Origin of the sequence: Dinoroseobacter sp. S375 (assembly GCF_049800775.1) — a bacterium.
In the GTDB taxonomy this organism is placed as follows: domain Bacteria; phylum Pseudomonadota; class Alphaproteobacteria; order Rhodobacterales; family Rhodobacteraceae; genus Dinoroseobacter.
In genome coordinates, this window is the sequence record NZ_JBNAFR010000001.1 from 615,956 (window position 1) to 630,532 (window position 14,577).

Below are 14,577 nucleotides of genomic sequence, written 5' to 3' on the forward strand. Positions count from 1 at the left end.
TGTGAATAAGTAAAGCGACAAGCCGTCTCATCTCAGGCCCCGATCACTTTCACCGAGGCATTCGGATCGACGCTGACCGTGCCCTTACGCTTGATGTAGCTCTCGACCACATCCCAGATTGCGGGGCCTTCGGTATCCTCGTTCACGCTGGCCCAGCCCGAGACCACATAGGTCTTGGCCGGGTCGATCGCTTCACCGGTCTTGAGCAGGGTCATATTGGTGATCCGCTCGCCCTGAGGCTTGGTGATGTCGATCTGGTAGCCCATGCCACCGACCCGCACCATGTCGCCACCCTGCTGGTAATAGGGGTCCGGGTTGAACAGGTTGTCGGCCACGTCCTCGAGAATGACATGGAGGAATTCCCCAGTCATCTCAGAGCGATAGGCATTCGGGTACGACATGGAGACCGCGTTGAACAGATCCTCGCGCGTAATGTCATCGCCCGGCAGCAGGCTCGGTCCCCAGCGGAAGCCGGGGCTGAGCGCGATATCGGCCTCGCGCTCATCGATCAACGCGTTGCAGATCAGATCATCCCAAGTGCCGTTGAAATTGCCCCGGCGGTACAGAAGGCTGTCGGTCTTGCCCAGCACCTCGCGCAGATCGGCCTCGAAGGGCGCGCGCTCGGCATCGATCATCGCGGTCATCTCGGCATCTGGCGTGATCACATCCGAGAAGACCGGGATCAGCTTGTAGGCAAAGCCCTGGATCCCGCCATCGCGCACATCCAGATCCAGACGGCTGACAAACTTGCCGTTCGAGCCCGAGGCGATCAGCATGGTCTTGCCGATCTGCACCGGCTCGGGCAATGCGTCATGGGTGTGACCGGTCAGGATCACATCGATCCCCTCGACACGGCTGGCCATCTTCTTGTCCACGTCAAAGCCGTTATGGCTGAGCACGACGACCACATCCGCGCCCGCATCGCGGACCTCGGCAACGACCTCGCGCATCCGCTCTTCGCGGATGCCAAAGCTCAGGTTCGGGAACATCCAGCCGGGATTGGCGATGGGCATATAGGGGAAAGCCTGACCGATCACGGCGATCTTGGCCCCGCCCCGCTCGAACATCTTGTAAGGCTCGTAGGCGGGCTCGTCCCATTCCGCATCGAAGATATTCGCGCCGAGGAAGGGGAAATTCAGGTGGTTCTCGACGATCTCGTTGACCCGGTCGATGCCGAAGGTGAATTCCCAATGGCTGGTCATGGCGTCGGGCTTGAGGGCGTTCATGATGTTGACCATGTCCTGCCCGTCCGTGCGATGGGCCGTGTAGGACCCGTGCCAGGTATCCCCGCCATCCAGCAGCAATGCGTCAGGCCGGTCGGCCCGGATCGCCTTGAGGATGGTCGAGACGCGGTCCAGCCCGCCCATCTTGCCATAGGTTTTGGCCAGCGCGGTGAAGTCCGGATAGGTCAGGGCATAGGCCTCGGGCGTGCCGGGCTGGATGTTGAACAGCTTGCGGAAATCCTCGCCGGTCACATGGGGCGGCAGGCCGGAATTGTCGCCGACGCCGAGATTGATCTCGGGCTCGCGGAAATAGATCGGCTTGAGCTGGCCATGGATGTCGGTGATGTGCACGAGGGTGACATTGCCGGTCGTCTCGAAATCCAGCAGGTCGGCCTGGCTCATGCGCTGCTGCGCGGCCAGACGGGACCAGTTGCCGACGCCGGATGCGCCATAAATGGCCGAAGCGGCCACGGTGGCCTGGAGAAAATCGCGGCGGGAAATCATCGTTGCAGCTCCTGCAATAGCGTCTGGTCGTCGTGTCGGCGGGCAAACCTCTCCTGTCGGGTGCAGAGGCTGGCCCCCGCGCCCCGCATCCGGGTTCGCAGTCTTGGAAAGTCGTCGGGGTGGCAGGCGCGACCGGAGCCGCGCCCGCCGTCAGATCTTAGTTGCGGACAGACGGTCCTTCGACCGTCAGGCCGTTGCCGCGCGAGGCGACGTAAAGCTCAAGCGCCACGAACTCCGGCGAGCCCACGGGGAAGGTCTCGGCGCGGGTGTCGCGCACGCAGCCCCGGAACCGCGAATGCGCGGCGTTCAGCTTGGCATTCTTGAGGCGGTAGACCGGGAAGCCGTTGATCTGCCCCTGGGACAGGTGGTCGGCCCGGATCATGTTGCCGTAATTGTCCTCGTGACAGTTGGAGCAGGCCAGTTCGAGCTGCCCGTAGCGGGTGTAGTAGATCTCCTTGCCCTTTTCCCATGTGGACTGGGCCGGACCGTCGATCGCCACATTCACGGGCATGCCGCGGGACACGGACGAGATCAGCGCGGTCATGTTGACCATGTCACCGCTCGCATAGCCCCATTTCTCGGCGCCCATGCGGTTCTCGCGGCAATCGTTGATCTGCATCTCCATGGTGCGGACCTCACCGGCGGCCTCGTTCCACTTCGGATAGACCGCGCGGACACCGGCCATGTTTTCAGGCGCCTCGTGACAGCTTGCGCAGGACTTGCCCTCGGAGCCATCCGCCGTGTCCCAGACCTCGGCGGCCTGGTCGACCCAGATCATGCCCGGATTGTCGAAGTCATCCATCTGCAAAGACTGCGTCTCGGTCGAGCGGAACACCCAGCCGGAATAAATGGTATCGACATTCTCCATATGCTCGGGCGCAGCAGTGCGCACGACCATCTCGATCTCTTCGTTGACGACCAATTCGGCGTCTTCATCGGCCCAGGCAGCGACGCCCAGACTTGTCACTACGGTGGCGATACTCAGAGCGGCCTTAAGCGACAGTGTCTTCATGTGTTTCCTCCCAAACATGCGCGACCGCGGGGAAACGGTCGCGCCTTGGCCGTTCAGCCGATGGCGATCGACTTGCTGGTCTCGTAGACCGAACCGTCATCGTCGTACCATGTGAAGGTGAACTCGCCGGCTTCCGGCACCTTCGCATCGAACTCGAAATACGGGTTGGTCGAAATCGCGGGCGCCAGCTCGACATCGATCACGGTCTCGCCGTTGAAGCTGGCGACGAAGCGATTGATGATCGAACGCGGGATGGTGTTGCCATCCTTGTCCTTGCGCTGCCCGGATTCCATCTTGTGGCTGATCAGGGTCTTGATCGTGATCACGTCACCCGCCGAGGCCGACTTGGGGACTTTTACGCGGGGTTTTACACCTTTTGCCATGTTCCTCGTCTCCTCTGATTAGCCGCCGCAGCCGCCGATGGTGACTTTGACCGTCTTGCTGTCCTGCACGAAGCTGCCATCGGCCATCTTGGCGATCGCGACCACGTCCTGGGTACCGGCGAGGCGGATACGGGTGGAGGCAGACTGATCGCCTGCCAGCGCACCGAACTTGAACTGCGCCACGGGCGGGGTCGGGTTGCCCAGCGCCAGAACGAGGATCTCGGTCGCGCCCGGCGCGTCCACCTCGATCGGCACGGTGTTGCCGTTCTCGGCAATCTCGGGCGCGGTCAGCGTGACACCGCCGGCACCGACAGAGGCACCACCGGTGAAGGCTTCGATCTCGGCCTCTCCGGCGGCATAGACCACCCCCGGCAGAGCCGCGGCGAGGGCAGCACCTGCACCGACCGCCAGCGTTTCACGTCTCGTGAAGTTCATTGCAAGTCTCCTTGTCTGGGGGCAATCCCGCAGGATCACTCCGTAAGGGTCAAAAGATAGGCCACGACATCCTCGACCTGCTGAGCGGTCAGGAGCGTGCTGAGCTGCTCGGGTGCAGCCGCCTTGCCCGTGTAGGCATTCCCGGGCCGGATGTAGCCCGCTTTTTTGTAGAACGCGGGCATGATGGAGCCCTCGAACGTCATTTTGGCATTGGCCACGATGCCGCGCAGCTGCGCCTCGGACCAGCGTTCGCCCGCCCCGTCGAGGCTGGGGCCAACCTCGCCGTGGAACGGCACGTCTTCCATGTCCGTCACCGCGTGGCAGGCCACGCAATTGCCCAGACCGCGGGTCGACATCACAACACGGCCCGCAGCAGGGTCGCCGGGCGCGCCCGACAGGGACTGCTCGATTTCGCCATATTCCGTAAATGAAACCTGGTCTGCCATGGTCTCAGCCGTGGCGGCGCCAGTAACGAAGGCAAGGCCAGCCAACGTGCAAATCAGTGCGGAGCACTTCATGCGTTTCCTCCCAAGATTGTCCTCGCCGACGACCATACGCTTGGCATACACGCGTATGCAACAAAAAATTCAATTTTTTGCATATGTTGCTCTTGCAGCATGGGCAACGCGTTCTAATTACTGCGGGTTTTGCTCCTGGAACTTGCGGGCATGGTACTTCTGGAAGGGTTCGTCGCCATCATAGCCCTCCTCCAGGACCCAGGTCAGCATGTTCAGAGTCGTCCACTTCCCGAACGCGCCCGGGACCGTGGCCACCGCTGCCTGTGGCGCGGTCTGCCCCTCGGCGACCTCCGCCGGAAAGAACATCATGGTTGGCGTGAAAAGCGCGTTCCATTTGCGCACGATATCCTTCTCGGCCAATGTCTCGCCGTCGAAATCCGTCACCTCCACATCGCCAAACATGTTGATCTGGACGACGAAGAACCGGTCGGTCAGCAAGGCGTCGATCTCGGGCTCGGGGAAGACCTCCTCATGCATGCGCGCGCAGTAGATGCAGCCGCGCTGTTCGATGAGGATGGCGAGGCGCTTGCCCTCCGCCGCCGCCTCGGCGAGATCCTCGCGCAGGTCCTTGAACGTGTCGTGCATCCAAGCCGCCTTGTGCAGCCCGTCATCCCCGATTTCCGCCGCCTGAAGCGGCACCGCAGCCAGCATCGCCGCCGCGACCATACCCATCCATTTGCCCATCCCGATCTCCTCCCTCGTTGGATACCTCAGCCCAGCGCGGGCATGTAGTTCAGCATCCAGTTTGCAATGACATTCATGCTGTTCGTGCCGATCAGTACGGCGAAAACCACCAAGAGCACGCCCGTCGCCTTCTCGATCCGGCCCAGGTGGCGGCGAAACCCGCGCATCCAGCGCAGGAACGGGCCGATGAACACCGCCGCCAGCACAAAGGGCAGCGTCATACCGACACCGTACACTGTCAGCAGCATCATGCCCCGCCCGACCCCGGCCCCTTCGGTGGCCACGGTGAAGAGGATCGCGGCCAGAACCGGCCCGACACAGGGCGTCCACCCAAAGGCGAAGGCCAGTCCGATCAGGTAGGCCCCGATCAGGCTCATATTGCTGGTGGACCCGCCCTCGACCCGGAACTGCCGGTACAGGATCCCGATCCGGATCACGCCGAGAAAGTGCAAACCCATCAGCAGGATCACCGCCGCCGCGACCCAGCGCAGCACGTCCATATAAGCCCCGACCGCCTGCCCCAACGCCGACGCCCCTGCGCCCATCGCCACAAAGATCGTGATCACGCCGGCGGAAAACGCCATGGAGGACAGGATCGCGCGGGAGCGGATCGCCGGGGTGATCTCGGCCTCACTCTCGAGCTGGTTCATGCCCACGCCCGCCATGTAGGACAGGTAAAATGGCACGATGGGAAGGATACAGGGGGACAGGAAGGACATCAGACCCGCAAGCCCGGCCCCGAAGATCGACACATCGAACATGGGCGCGCTTCCTTGATCAATTCACATATTCAAATTAAGTTATTTGTATGAACTGCGTCAACAGGGAAGCCTGATGCCCCGCCTCGCGATCCTTCTGAGCCTGCTCGCCCTCGTGCTGAGCCCCCTGTCCCTGCGCGCGCAATCCCTTGAACTTGTCATGGTCGAACAGACCGGCTGTCACTGGTGCGCCGCCTGGCATGCCGAGATCGGCCCGGCCTATCCCAAGACCGCCGAAGGCCGGAGCGCACCGCTGCGCATGGTCGATCTGCGCGCCCTGCCCGAGGACCTTGATCTGCTGTCGCGCCCGCGCTTCACCCCGACCTTTATCCTGGTGTCGGACGGGCGCGAGCTGGCCCGGCTCGAAGGCTATCCGGGGCAGGATTTCTTTTGGCCCGTGCTGGCGCAGATGCTGGATACGGCCCAAACCGACGCGCTTGAGGAGGCCGCGAAATGATCAGAACCCTTTGTAAGAAAACCTTTTTGACTGCTGGCGCCCTGGTCCTGCTAGGCGGGTCCGCGCTGGCCGATGAGGACAGCGCCTTTGTGGAGTTCAAGGTACTCAAGCCCGAACTGGCCATGACCGCGGCCACTGCCGCGCTCGAGTATTGCCGCGCAGGCGGGTATCAGGTGGGCGTCACCGTGGTGGATCGCTTCGGCGTCCCGCAGGTCTTTCTGCGCGACCGCTTCGCGGGTGCCCATGTCTGGGAAACCGCAACCCGCAAAGCCTGGACCGCCGTGAGTTTCCGCAGTGGCACGACCGAACTGGATCAGGCCACGAAGCCTGGCACGCTGGCCGAAGGCATCCGCCACATCACCCAGGCCCTGCCCCTCGGCGGTGGTCTGATGATCGAAGAAGGCGGCGGCTCGCTCGTCGGCGGGATCGGTGTTTCGGGCGCGCCCGGACCCGATATCGACGATGAATGTGCGCAGGCAGGCATTGACGCGATCGCGGACGACATCGCATTCTAGCGCAAACGAAGGCTCACATCATGGCGCTGCCCCAAGTCACCGACGATCTCAACGACGAGGAAATGGACAAGATCCTCGCCAATGCCACGGTGGCCGCGAACTTCCTCAAGGCCATCGGCCACGAGGGGCGCCTGATGATCCTGTGCCATCTCGCCTCGGGCGAGAAGTCGGTCCACGAACTCGAGCTGCTCCTGTCCGCGCGGCAGGCCGCTGTATCACAACAGCTGTCGCGATTGCGGCTTGAGGGTCTCGTGACCCCGCGCCGTGACGGAAAGACCATATTCTACAGCCTGACCGATGAGCGCTCTCGCGCCATTATCGAGCTGGTCTATGAGCTATTCTGCCGGGACTCCGACACCGCCTCCTGAGGCGGTCGGTCCCGGTTCATATCCATGGAGGGCGGTCCGCCGCCCGGGAGGAGACCATGGACGCAATCCCGGGCGCCGTTCTGGCGACCCTCATCGGACTTCTGGGCGGCATCGCCCTTGGATACGCTGCGCGTGTCGGACGGTTCTGCACGCTGGGCGCGATCGAGGACGCGCTTTATGGCGGCAGCTATGAGCGGTTGCGCATGTGGGGGGTGGCCCTCGGGCTGAGCATTCTGGGCTGCGCCGCGCTCAGCGGGACCGGCGTGCTGGTGCCCGCCGACGTGTTTCTGGTCCGGGACGGGTTTTCCCCGGTCGCGATCATCCTTGGCGGCGGGCTGTTCGGCTATGGCATGGCGCTGGCTGGCAATTGCGGCTACGGCGCGCTGGCCCGGCTCGGCACGGGAGATCTGCGCGCGCTGGTTCTGGTCGTCGTGATGGGGATCGCCGCCTATGCGACCCTGTTCGGTCCGCTGGCCCCGGTGCGGCTTTGGCTGTTTGGGCTGCCGATCTGGCGGGTGAACGACGCCATCACGCTGGACCAGTTGCTGGGCGCGGCACTGTCGATCCCCCCTTGGTTGATCGGCGGCGGGATCGGGCTTGCCCTTCTGGCGGTGTCCCTGCGAAGCTCGACGCGCGTGCGGCGCACCGGGTTCTGGGGTGCTGTTGTGGGCCTCGCGATCCTGTCCGGTTGGGCCGGAACGGCCTATCTGGCGTCCACAAGCTTCGACGTGATCGGTGTTCGCTCCCATAACTTCTCTGCTCCGCTTGGTGAAACGCTGGCCTATGCGATGATGTCGAGCGTGCGCCCGATCTCCTTCGCAGTCGGATCGGTCTGCGGGGTGGTGCTGGGCAGTGTCGTGGGAAGCCTGAAACTCAAACAGTTTCGATGGGAAGCCTGTGAAGACCCGCGTGAGCTGAAACGGCAGCTTCTTGGCGCTGTTCTGATGGGAAGCGGCGCAACACTGGCGCTGGGATGCTCGGTGGGCCAAGGACTGTCGGCCTTCGCACTGCTGACGCTGAGCGCGCCTCTCGCGACCCTGTCCATGGCGGCAGGAGCGGCCCTCGGCCTGAGGGTCCTGATCATGGGGTGGCGTCCGGGGCGCAGCCAAAACCCCTGAACACTCGGGCGATTTGAGCCACCGGGCTGCGCATGGCCTTGCGCAACACCCAGAACGCCCCGCTTCCGGAGCGTTCCTGGTGAGATCTCAATGCAAATCCCGGGCAGGTTCCGGCGCCGGCCGCTTGGCGGGCTTGAACACCGTGTGCTGGGCGCGCCCGGCATTCTTGGAGGCATAGGTCGCCTCATCCGCATCCGAGAGCATTTTGTCGATCTCCACCGGGTCGTAGTAGTCGGAAATCGTAATTCCGATACTCGCGGAGATCCGGCACGGTTTGCCTTCGTAATGCACCGGTTGTTCGAGACGCGCGATAATCCGATCCGCGATCCGGGTCATGAGGTCGAGGTCGTTGCAATTCCGAAGGACGAGGACAAACTCATCCCCCCCAACCCGGAAGACCTTGTCATCTGCGCGAACCTCCTCACGCAGCACCTTGGCCACCTCGAGCAGGACAAGATCGCCCGCCGCATGGCCCAGCGTATCATTGACGGATTTGAAGTAATCGAGATCGATCAGCATCAACCCAAACCCGTCCTGAGGCGGATGCGCCAGCAGCTGGCCAAAGGTCATGTCCATTGCCCGACGGTTGTTCAAACCGGTCAGCGTATCGGTGAGCGCGCGGCTCTCGGCGTCGGTTTTGGCATCCTGCAAACGGTCCACCAGATCGCGCGATGCGTTCATGGCCGCGGCGTTCGCTTCGATCAGGTAGAGCACCTCCACCGCCAGATCCGAGGCCGCGAAATCCGTGAGGCTGAGATCGAACCGGCGCACTGCATCCTGTACCGAGATCCCGAAGGACAGGTTCAAAAAGGCCCCCGTGCCACCGGGCAGGGCCACGACCGTGCCCTTGAGATGCATGTTCGGCAGACTCTCGAGCCCGATTTTCAGCTGTGCGCCATTCATCTGCAGCAGTTGCGACAGGTCCTTGACCTTTCGCGGGCGAACGATGGTGAACTTGTCAAAGAACATCGCGCCCGGGAACGGATCCTCGGGCAGCAGCTTCTGCAGGGTGCAGCCGCATTGCAGGATGTGACCGCTTGGCCCAATCCAGATATGCATCGGCATCAAGGCATCCAGCGTGCGGGCCGAAAGCCCGAGAATACGAGTGTTTTCCGTCATGTCGGCACGGCTCCCAAGCTGAATTCGCGGCCTTCGGAGAAATCCTGGTCCAAAAGGGTCACGGTGATGCCGGGGTTCTCGGTGTCTTCATCGGTCTCGAAGAACGCGAGCACACCGTAATCATCCGCCATGGCCCGGAGCACGCCGAGGATCACGGGCAACCCGTAATCCCGGTGCCAGATACATCGCACCCTGTAGGCGTTGCGGCCATCCGGATCGACCTCGAGCACGGGCATGTCCAGATCGGGCACGGCGAGGCGCGAACGGCCATGCAAGTCATCCAGCGCATCGACAAATTCGCGAAAGGACGCCCCGTTGAACCGCAGCAATCGGCGCAGGGCCGTCACGGAAGGGTGTGAGACGAGAAATGTTCCCAGATCTTCGAGAAATCCGTCGCGTTCCTTGTCGAGCACCTTGATCGCGGTCTCGAGCACTCGATCGGTCACCGCATCCGGGTAGGTGAGCATCGACTCAAAGGCCCCTTCCGGCACATCGGCCTGGCCCGCGATCATCTGCCATTTTTCCGGCCCGTAGGTTTCACGCACAAAAACCTCGAGCGACTTGTTGATCAATCCGTGCATCGGCAAGTCTCCTGTTCGCAGAAGACTAGGCCGTCAAACCTTAAGAATTGCCCAAAGGTCAATCACTGGACGGAAAGAAAACTTCGCCCCCGACGGTCAAGGCATTGCGGGCGGGTGGGGCGAGGGAAAACTGCCCCTCCCGGACACTGCGGATCAGCGCGCGGGGATCCTCCAGGCGCTTGCCGGGACTTGTGCCCTGCGCAAAGGCCCCGGCCTCGTCAAACCCGACCATCTGGGTCATCACATAGTTCTGCCCCCGCACCAGCATCACCAGCGCCTCGGGTCCGGGCCAATCCGGCTCGACCTCGCCGATCACGGCGACACAGCTATCGGGTGCAAAGCGGCAGGCATCCAGCCAATCGCGCACAATCTCGGGTGGAAGTGCCTGCCAAAGCGCTTCGGGCCAGGCCGCATCCTCCGGAGCCAGCGGCAGAAGCTGCGCAAGGGCTGCGACGCGATCCTCGGGCGCGTCGGGCGCGGTGACCCGGGCCACCTCTCGGCGCAGGGCATCATCGATCAGGATCTGCAGATCGCGATCCGCCTGTGCGCGCAGGCTCTCAAGCCCCGATTGCCCCGCCAGCCCCCAGTCCCGCGCCATGGCCCGGATCGGCAATTGCGCCGTATCGATCTGCCCCGCCTCGAACAGGGCGAGCTGGCTCTGGGTTGATATCCTCTGCGGATTGAGGACGGGCGTCAGGGCCAGCGCAGCCAGCGCCAACCCCACCAAGGCGGTTTGAATATTCGCGCGTCGGATCCCGTGATCCCAATTGCGCCGCAGAAGCACCGGCAGGGAATAGAGCGCCGCATAGGTCAGGGCGAGCGCGCAGAAACACGCGGCCGTCACCCGCTCCGGCGTCCAGCCATACTCTGCCACCCGCAGCCAGACCGCATAGCTGCCCAGCCCCGCAAGGACCGGCATCAACAGGCAGGCAATCTGCAACGTCCAGCGATAGAGCGGGCTCGGCCCGGTCTCGGCAGGCTCGCAATCCAGCGAGGCGGTGATCAGCGTGGCCAGCCCAAAGACCATGGCGAGCAAGGTGGCCGCCGCACTCAGCCCGGAAAAGACCTGATCCAGCCCCTCAATCGGCACCCGCACAACGAAGACCAGCACCACCGCTGTCACCGGGATCAGCAGAAGCTGCAGAAGACGCAGCAGCAGGAGCGGCGACAGGTAGTTCCGCAGCTCGAAAAGCACCGCCAGCGCCACGCCCCCAACTAGACCGGACATGCCCAGCAGGAAGACCTCTTCATCCACCAGCCTGTCGAGCAGGGTTACCCCCACCAGCGACAAAAGCAGGCTGCAGATCATGTAGACGCCCCAGAACACACCGAGGAAGATCACCGCCGAGATCGCGCGGATCACCAGTCGCCAGGCCTCGTTGAACAGGGTCGGGTAGTGAAAAAGGGTTGTCCGGGTCGCAGCAATGAAAAACGGCAACGGCACGCTCAGCAGGACGCCATAGGCCACCAGCGCCGCGGGACTGTCGCCGAAGCCTTCGAGCGTGGCAAAGCGCAGGCTCGCCCAGAGGAGCAGCCCCGTGGGCACCACCGCCATCAGGCCGGCCCAGCCCAGCGCGCGCGGGACCGAAAGCGGCCCGGAGAGCAAAAGCCCCGCCGAGCAGAAGCCCAGTGTGGCCGAGGCCAGTGCCAGTTCGAGCCGGGGCTGGCCCAGCTCGTCGATCACGTATTCGCCCAGCCCCCAAAGCGCCAGGCCCGTCATCAAACCGAACAAACCGAGCGTCGCGCGGAAGCCGGTGGGATCATGTTGTGCCGCCATGGCCCAGTCCTAGCGCGCGCACCGCCCCGCCGAAAGCTCAGAAATCCGTGGGGGCCCCGCCTTCGGCCTTTCGCCGCTCAACAAAGTCGGTGAGTGCGTCGCGCCGGGCCGGATCCAGCGGCGGCGGCGTGAATTCCGCGAGGATCTCCTTGTAGATCCGGTGCGCCCGTTCCACGGTCCAGACCGCCCCGCCCGCTTCCCATGCCTCGTGGTTGCGCCAATCGCTGAGAAAGGGCTGGTAAAAGGCGGTCTCATAGCGCTCCTGCGTGTGCTGGATGCCGAAGAAATGGCCCTCCCCGCCCACCTCGCGCACCGCATCGAGGGCCAGATCCTCGGATCCGGTCGCTGTCAGCGCAGGTTCGAAATAGCGCTGGATCTGCTGCAGCAGCTCGCAATCCATGATGAATTTCTCGGGGCTCGCGATCAGCCCGCCCTCCAGCCAGCCCGCCGCGTGATAGACCATGTTCGTGCCCGACTGCACCGCCGACCACAAGGAGTTCGAGGTTTCCCACATGGCCTGCCCGTCGGGGATGTTCGCCGCGCAGGTCCCGCTTGCCCGCAGGGGCAGCCCGTAGAACCGCGCCATCTGTCCGGTCATCTGGGTCGCGCGGATGTATTCCGGGGTGCCAAAGGCGGGCGCGCCGGATTTCATGTCCACATTCGAGGTGAAGGTCCCCATGGCCACGGGGCAACCCGGCATAACGTACTGCGCCAGCGCAATCGCGCTGAGCGCCTCGGCGAGGGATTGCGCGACCGCCCCCGCAAGGGTCACCGGCGCCATGGCCCCCGCAAGCGTGAAAGGGGTCACGATCAGGGCCTGCCCCTTGCGGATGCAGCGCAGGGCCCCGTCAATCATCGGCTCGTCATGCTTGAGCGGCGAGGTCGAGTTGATATTGGTGTACATGCGCGGGCTCGCAGCGAACTCCGCCGGGGTCAGCCCACAGGCGATGCGCACCATCTCCATCACATCTTCGACCCGCTCGCGCCCGAGGCTGTAGGCATGGGGCACCTTGTCCGTGAGGGTCAGCTTCTCGTAGAGCACGTCGAGGTGACGAACCGAGGCATGCACATCCACCGGCTCCACCGGATAGCCCCCGGCCACATGGATACAGTTGAAATACTGGGTGAGCTTGAGAAGGTTGCGACATTGCTCCAGCGTGCCGGGCGTCTTGCCGGTCTCCATGTCCCAGTAATTCGGCGGGCTTGAGACATTGACGAAGACCATATGTCCATCGCCGATGGTGATGCGGTGATCGGGGTTGCGCGGGGTCAGTGTGAAAGAGGACGGGGCCTTTCCCACCATCTCCATCACGAAGGCGCGGTCCATGCGGACCACCTGACCTGCCACGTGGCAGCCCGCCTGTTTCAGGATCGCGCGGGCCTCGGCATTGAGAAACGCGATCCCGATTTCCTCAAGGATCCGCATCGCCGTATCGTGGATCGCGGCAACGCCCTCGGGGCGCAGGGGTTCGGTGGGGCGGTCGGTGTTGACCGGCACCTTGAACGGCATCTGGGCGATCGTCTGGCTGATGGCGCGCCGGGTATTGCCGGCCCGGCCGCCACTGCGACGCCGCCGCGAAGAGACTGCTGGTGTCACGTCAGGATCCTCCTTGGGATGACCCCATTGGAGGACAGCGCTCCCGCACGGGCGGGCTTATCCGCGACGCGAAGTGTCGTTTTCTGCCGGGTCGCGCGCCCGGGCCGACCGGCGCGCGGTCAGGCGCTGGCGCGGCGGCGGCGCAGGGGCAGGCGCTGGGTATCGAGCCACGCGGGCAGATGCCCGACATCCTGCAGGATCAGATCCGCATGGGGGGCAAGCTCGGGCGTCTCGGCAACCCCGGTGAGCACGCCGACGGTCTGCATCCCCGCCGCCCGTCCCGCGCGCAGGTCGTGGGTGCTGTCCCCGACCATCAGGACCTCATCCGGCGAGAGGGTGAAGTGATCACAAAACGCCAGCAGCATCCCCGGATCCGGCTTTGCGCCGAACCCACTATCATAACCGAGCACCAGATCGACATCCTCGGCGATGCCGGCATCGGCCAGCTGGCGGCGCGCGCCCTCTTCGGAATCATTGGTGGCCACGCCGAGGCAGAGGTTGCGCGCGCCCAGCTCCGCCATGAGCGGCTTGAGAGGCGTCGCCTCGGCCAGTGTCACGGTCTCGGCCAGGAGGTTCAGCTCCAGCAGGAGCGCCTCTTCCTCCCAATCGGGCAGGTACGGGGCCAGCAAGACGGCAATCTCGGCGCTGGTCCCCGCGATCGCCGGGCTGTCTGCCCGGAAATGCCCCAGCACCAGATCATAGCCGATGGCGTCTGACAACTGCGCCACCAGCGCCCGATCCCCCTTGGCGAGCGTATTGAGCGCAGTCGCGGCCCAGCCGCTCCAGGTTTCGTGAAAATCAAACAGCGTTCCGTCTTTGTCGAACACGATTGCGCGCAGCATCGTCTGCCCCCTCGATCCCGATATGGCCACGCCGTCCCGCGCCCACCGGCCCCAATCCGTGGACAGACGCTCCCCCGTAACCCGTTGGGGTCACACGTCTCTCCGATGACCGGAACACGCCGCTCCCGAGGCGGTCCCGTGCGCAACTTGCCCGCCTGGCCGGGTGGCTGGGTACAAAATGGTCTCAAAGCGGCCGTTTGCCGCAACTTTCCATCGCGCTGGACCCAGACCTACCGGAATTTGCACTGTGCAACAAGCGCTCTGCCCAAGTCTTGGGCGCTGCCTGTCGGAGTCGCCCTACCGGAGGGGCCTGCGAAAAGGTTAACCGCGCCATGGCGTTAACCATGTTTCGGGCGCCGATCACAGTTTTGTCAGGTCCAATGCATCTGCGCCCCGCCGGGCAGGGCCGCGCGGGCCCGCATGGGCGTGTCATACCCGACCCCGGCAGCGTCGCAGAACCCGACCACCCACTCATCATCCATGGTCAGGAATTCCAGAACGGAAACAAGGAATTCAGGCTCTTCGGCCCGCCCGCGCACGGTCGACAGGTCAGCGCCCGTTGCGCCCAGAAAGGTGCCCATGAGATCGTCCTGCCCGGCAATCCAGCCCAGCGCCTGGAGCGCAATCGCCTCGGCTGTTTCTTGCTTCATTTGATCTCGTCCCCTGCTCTGGAAACCCTTTGTTAA

Annotated in this window: 17 protein-coding genes; 4 read left to right on the plus strand and 13 right to left on the minus strand. The window is 63.9% G+C overall.

What is annotated here, in order from left to right:
* Positions 1 to 32: 32 nt before the first annotated feature.
* The 7 genes from soxB to ACP150_RS02960 all read right to left on the minus strand — a co-directional run bounded on the left by soxB (position 33) and on the right by ACP150_RS02960 (position 5,520).
* The gene (gene soxB, locus ACP150_RS02930; RefSeq protein WP_424965043.1) at positions 33 to 1,727 is read right to left on the minus strand and encodes a thiosulfohydrolase SoxB; all 1,695 of its coding nucleotides are present in this window, start codon (positions 1,725 to 1,727) and stop codon (positions 33 to 35) included.
* Between the two features lie 157 nt (positions 1,728 to 1,884).
* A complete protein-coding gene (soxA, locus tag ACP150_RS02935) occupies positions 1,885 to 2,739 on the minus strand; it encodes a sulfur oxidation c-type cytochrome SoxA (RefSeq protein ID WP_424965044.1) in 855 nt (284 codons plus the stop codon).
* A gap of 53 nt (positions 2,740 to 2,792) precedes the next feature.
* The gene (gene soxZ, locus ACP150_RS02940; protein WP_424965045.1) at positions 2,793 to 3,122 is read right to left on the minus strand and encodes a thiosulfate oxidation carrier complex protein SoxZ; all 330 of its coding nucleotides are present in this window, start codon (positions 3,120 to 3,122) and stop codon (positions 2,793 to 2,795) included.
* 18 nt (positions 3,123 to 3,140) lie between these two features.
* A complete protein-coding gene (gene soxY / locus ACP150_RS02945) occupies positions 3,141 to 3,557 on the minus strand; it encodes a thiosulfate oxidation carrier protein SoxY (RefSeq protein WP_424965046.1) in 417 nt (138 codons plus the stop codon).
* 35 nt (positions 3,558 to 3,592) lie between these two features.
* Positions 3,593 to 4,075 carry a sulfur oxidation c-type cytochrome SoxX gene (soxX, locus tag ACP150_RS02950; RefSeq protein ID WP_424965047.1) on the minus strand — a complete coding sequence of 161 codons (483 nt, stop codon included), beginning with the start codon at positions 4,073 to 4,075 and terminating at the stop codon, positions 3,593 to 3,595.
* A gap of 117 nt (positions 4,076 to 4,192) precedes the next feature.
* Positions 4,193 to 4,759, minus strand: coding sequence for a SoxW family protein (locus tag ACP150_RS02955; RefSeq protein ID WP_424965048.1), 567 nt, complete (start codon positions 4,757 to 4,759; stop codon positions 4,193 to 4,195).
* 26 nt (positions 4,760 to 4,785) lie between these two features.
* Positions 4,786 to 5,520: a cytochrome c biogenesis CcdA family protein gene (locus tag ACP150_RS02960; protein WP_424965049.1), complete on the minus strand. Its 735-nt coding sequence runs from the start codon at positions 5,518 to 5,520 to the stop codon at positions 4,786 to 4,788.
* 73 nt (positions 5,521 to 5,593) lie between these two features.
* Here ACP150_RS02960 and ACP150_RS02965 point away from each other — a divergent pair, with 73 nt between their 5' ends.
* The 4 genes from ACP150_RS02965 to ACP150_RS02980 are packed head-to-tail and all read left to right on the plus strand — an operon-like array spanning position 5,594 to position 7,975.
* Positions 5,594 to 5,974, plus strand: a complete 381-nt coding sequence (locus ACP150_RS02965; protein WP_424965050.1) for a thioredoxin family protein — start codon at positions 5,594 to 5,596, stop codon at positions 5,972 to 5,974.
* A gap of 26 nt (positions 5,975 to 6,000) precedes the next feature.
* Positions 6,001 to 6,489 carry a GlcG/HbpS family heme-binding protein gene (locus ACP150_RS02970; protein WP_424965051.1) on the plus strand — a complete coding sequence of 163 codons (489 nt, stop codon included), beginning with the start codon at positions 6,001 to 6,003 and terminating at the stop codon, positions 6,487 to 6,489.
* A 20-nt stretch (positions 6,490 to 6,509) separates the two neighbouring features.
* Positions 6,510 to 6,857 (plus strand): ArsR/SmtB family transcription factor, encoded by a 348-nt coding sequence (locus ACP150_RS02975; RefSeq protein ID WP_424965052.1) that lies wholly within the window; start codon positions 6,510 to 6,512, stop codon positions 6,855 to 6,857.
* 56 nt (positions 6,858 to 6,913) lie between these two features.
* A complete protein-coding gene (locus ACP150_RS02980) occupies positions 6,914 to 7,975 on the plus strand; it encodes a YeeE/YedE family protein (RefSeq protein WP_424965053.1) in 1,062 nt (353 codons plus the stop codon).
* Positions 7,976 to 8,062: 87 nt separating this feature from the next.
* Here the strand turns inward: ACP150_RS02980 and ACP150_RS02985 are convergent, their stop codons facing one another.
* From ACP150_RS02985 to ACP150_RS03010, 6 genes are all read right to left on the minus strand, one after another.
* Positions 8,063 to 9,094 (minus strand): diguanylate cyclase domain-containing protein, encoded by a 1,032-nt coding sequence (locus tag ACP150_RS02985; RefSeq protein WP_424965054.1) that lies wholly within the window; start codon positions 9,092 to 9,094, stop codon positions 8,063 to 8,065.
* A complete protein-coding gene (locus tag ACP150_RS02990; RefSeq protein ID WP_424965055.1) occupies positions 9,091 to 9,675 on the minus strand; it encodes a heme NO-binding domain-containing protein in 585 nt (194 codons plus the stop codon). Before ACP150_RS02990 ends, ACP150_RS02985 begins: the two co-directional genes overlap by 4 nt.
* 58 nt (positions 9,676 to 9,733) lie before the next feature.
* Complete coding sequence (locus tag ACP150_RS02995) at positions 9,734 to 11,452, minus strand: hypothetical protein (RefSeq protein WP_424965056.1); 1,719 nt, start codon at positions 11,450 to 11,452, stop codon at positions 9,734 to 9,736.
* Between the two features lie 37 nt (positions 11,453 to 11,489).
* Positions 11,490 to 13,049, minus strand: coding sequence for a trimethylamine methyltransferase family protein (locus tag ACP150_RS03000; protein WP_424965057.1), 1,560 nt, complete (start codon positions 13,047 to 13,049; stop codon positions 11,490 to 11,492).
* Positions 13,050 to 13,168: 119 nt separating this feature from the next.
* The gene (locus tag ACP150_RS03005; RefSeq protein WP_424965058.1) at positions 13,169 to 13,891 is read right to left on the minus strand and encodes an HAD family hydrolase; all 723 of its coding nucleotides are present in this window, start codon (positions 13,889 to 13,891) and stop codon (positions 13,169 to 13,171) included.
* A 371-nt stretch (positions 13,892 to 14,262) separates the two neighbouring features.
* Positions 14,263 to 14,541: a DUF3572 domain-containing protein gene (locus tag ACP150_RS03010; RefSeq protein ID WP_424965059.1), complete on the minus strand. Its 279-nt coding sequence runs from the start codon at positions 14,539 to 14,541 to the stop codon at positions 14,263 to 14,265.
* Positions 14,542 to 14,577: the final 36 nt, after the last annotated feature.

What these genes read in the sequence shown, in the direction of transcription:
- ACP150_RS02990 (WP_424965055.1), bottom strand. Translation starts at nt 9,675, where the DNA reads ATGCACGGATTGATCAACAAGTCGCTCGAGGTTTTTGTGCGTGAAACC.
- ACP150_RS03010 (WP_424965059.1), bottom strand. Translation starts at nt 14,541, where the DNA reads ATGAAGCAAGAAACAGCCGAGGCGATTGCGCTCCAGGCGCTGGGCTGG.
- soxZ (WP_424965045.1), bottom strand. Translation starts at nt 3,122, where the DNA reads ATGGCAAAAGGTGTAAAACCCCGCGTAAAAGTCCCCAAGTCGGCCTCG.
- soxA (WP_424965044.1), bottom strand. Translation starts at nt 2,739, where the DNA reads ATGAAGACACTGTCGCTTAAGGCCGCTCTGAGTATCGCCACCGTAGTG.
- ACP150_RS02980 (WP_424965053.1), top strand. Translation starts at nt 6,914, where the DNA reads ATGGACGCAATCCCGGGCGCCGTTCTGGCGACCCTCATCGGACTTCTG.
- ACP150_RS02975 (WP_424965052.1), top strand. Translation starts at nt 6,510, where the DNA reads ATGGCGCTGCCCCAAGTCACCGACGATCTCAACGACGAGGAAATGGAC.
- soxB (WP_424965043.1), bottom strand. Translation starts at nt 1,727, where the DNA reads ATGATTTCCCGCCGCGATTTTCTCCAGGCCACCGTGGCCGCTTCGGCC.
- ACP150_RS02955 (WP_424965048.1), bottom strand. Translation starts at nt 4,759, where the DNA reads ATGGGCAAATGGATGGGTATGGTCGCGGCGGCGATGCTGGCTGCGGTG.
- ACP150_RS02960 (WP_424965049.1), bottom strand. Translation starts at nt 5,520, where the DNA reads ATGTTCGATGTGTCGATCTTCGGGGCCGGGCTTGCGGGTCTGATGTCC.
- ACP150_RS02995 (WP_424965056.1), bottom strand. Translation starts at nt 11,452, where the DNA reads ATGGCGGCACAACATGATCCCACCGGCTTCCGCGCGACGCTCGGTTTG.
- ACP150_RS03005 (WP_424965058.1), bottom strand. Translation starts at nt 13,891, where the DNA reads ATGCTGCGCGCAATCGTGTTCGACAAAGACGGAACGCTGTTTGATTTT.
- ACP150_RS02965 (WP_424965050.1), top strand. Translation starts at nt 5,594, where the DNA reads ATGCCCCGCCTCGCGATCCTTCTGAGCCTGCTCGCCCTCGTGCTGAGC.
- ACP150_RS02985 (WP_424965054.1), bottom strand. Translation starts at nt 9,094, where the DNA reads ATGACGGAAAACACTCGTATTCTCGGGCTTTCGGCCCGCACGCTGGAT.
- soxY (WP_424965046.1), bottom strand. Translation starts at nt 3,557, where the DNA reads ATGAACTTCACGAGACGTGAAACGCTGGCGGTCGGTGCAGGTGCTGCC.
- soxX (WP_424965047.1), bottom strand. Translation starts at nt 4,075, where the DNA reads ATGAAGTGCTCCGCACTGATTTGCACGTTGGCTGGCCTTGCCTTCGTT.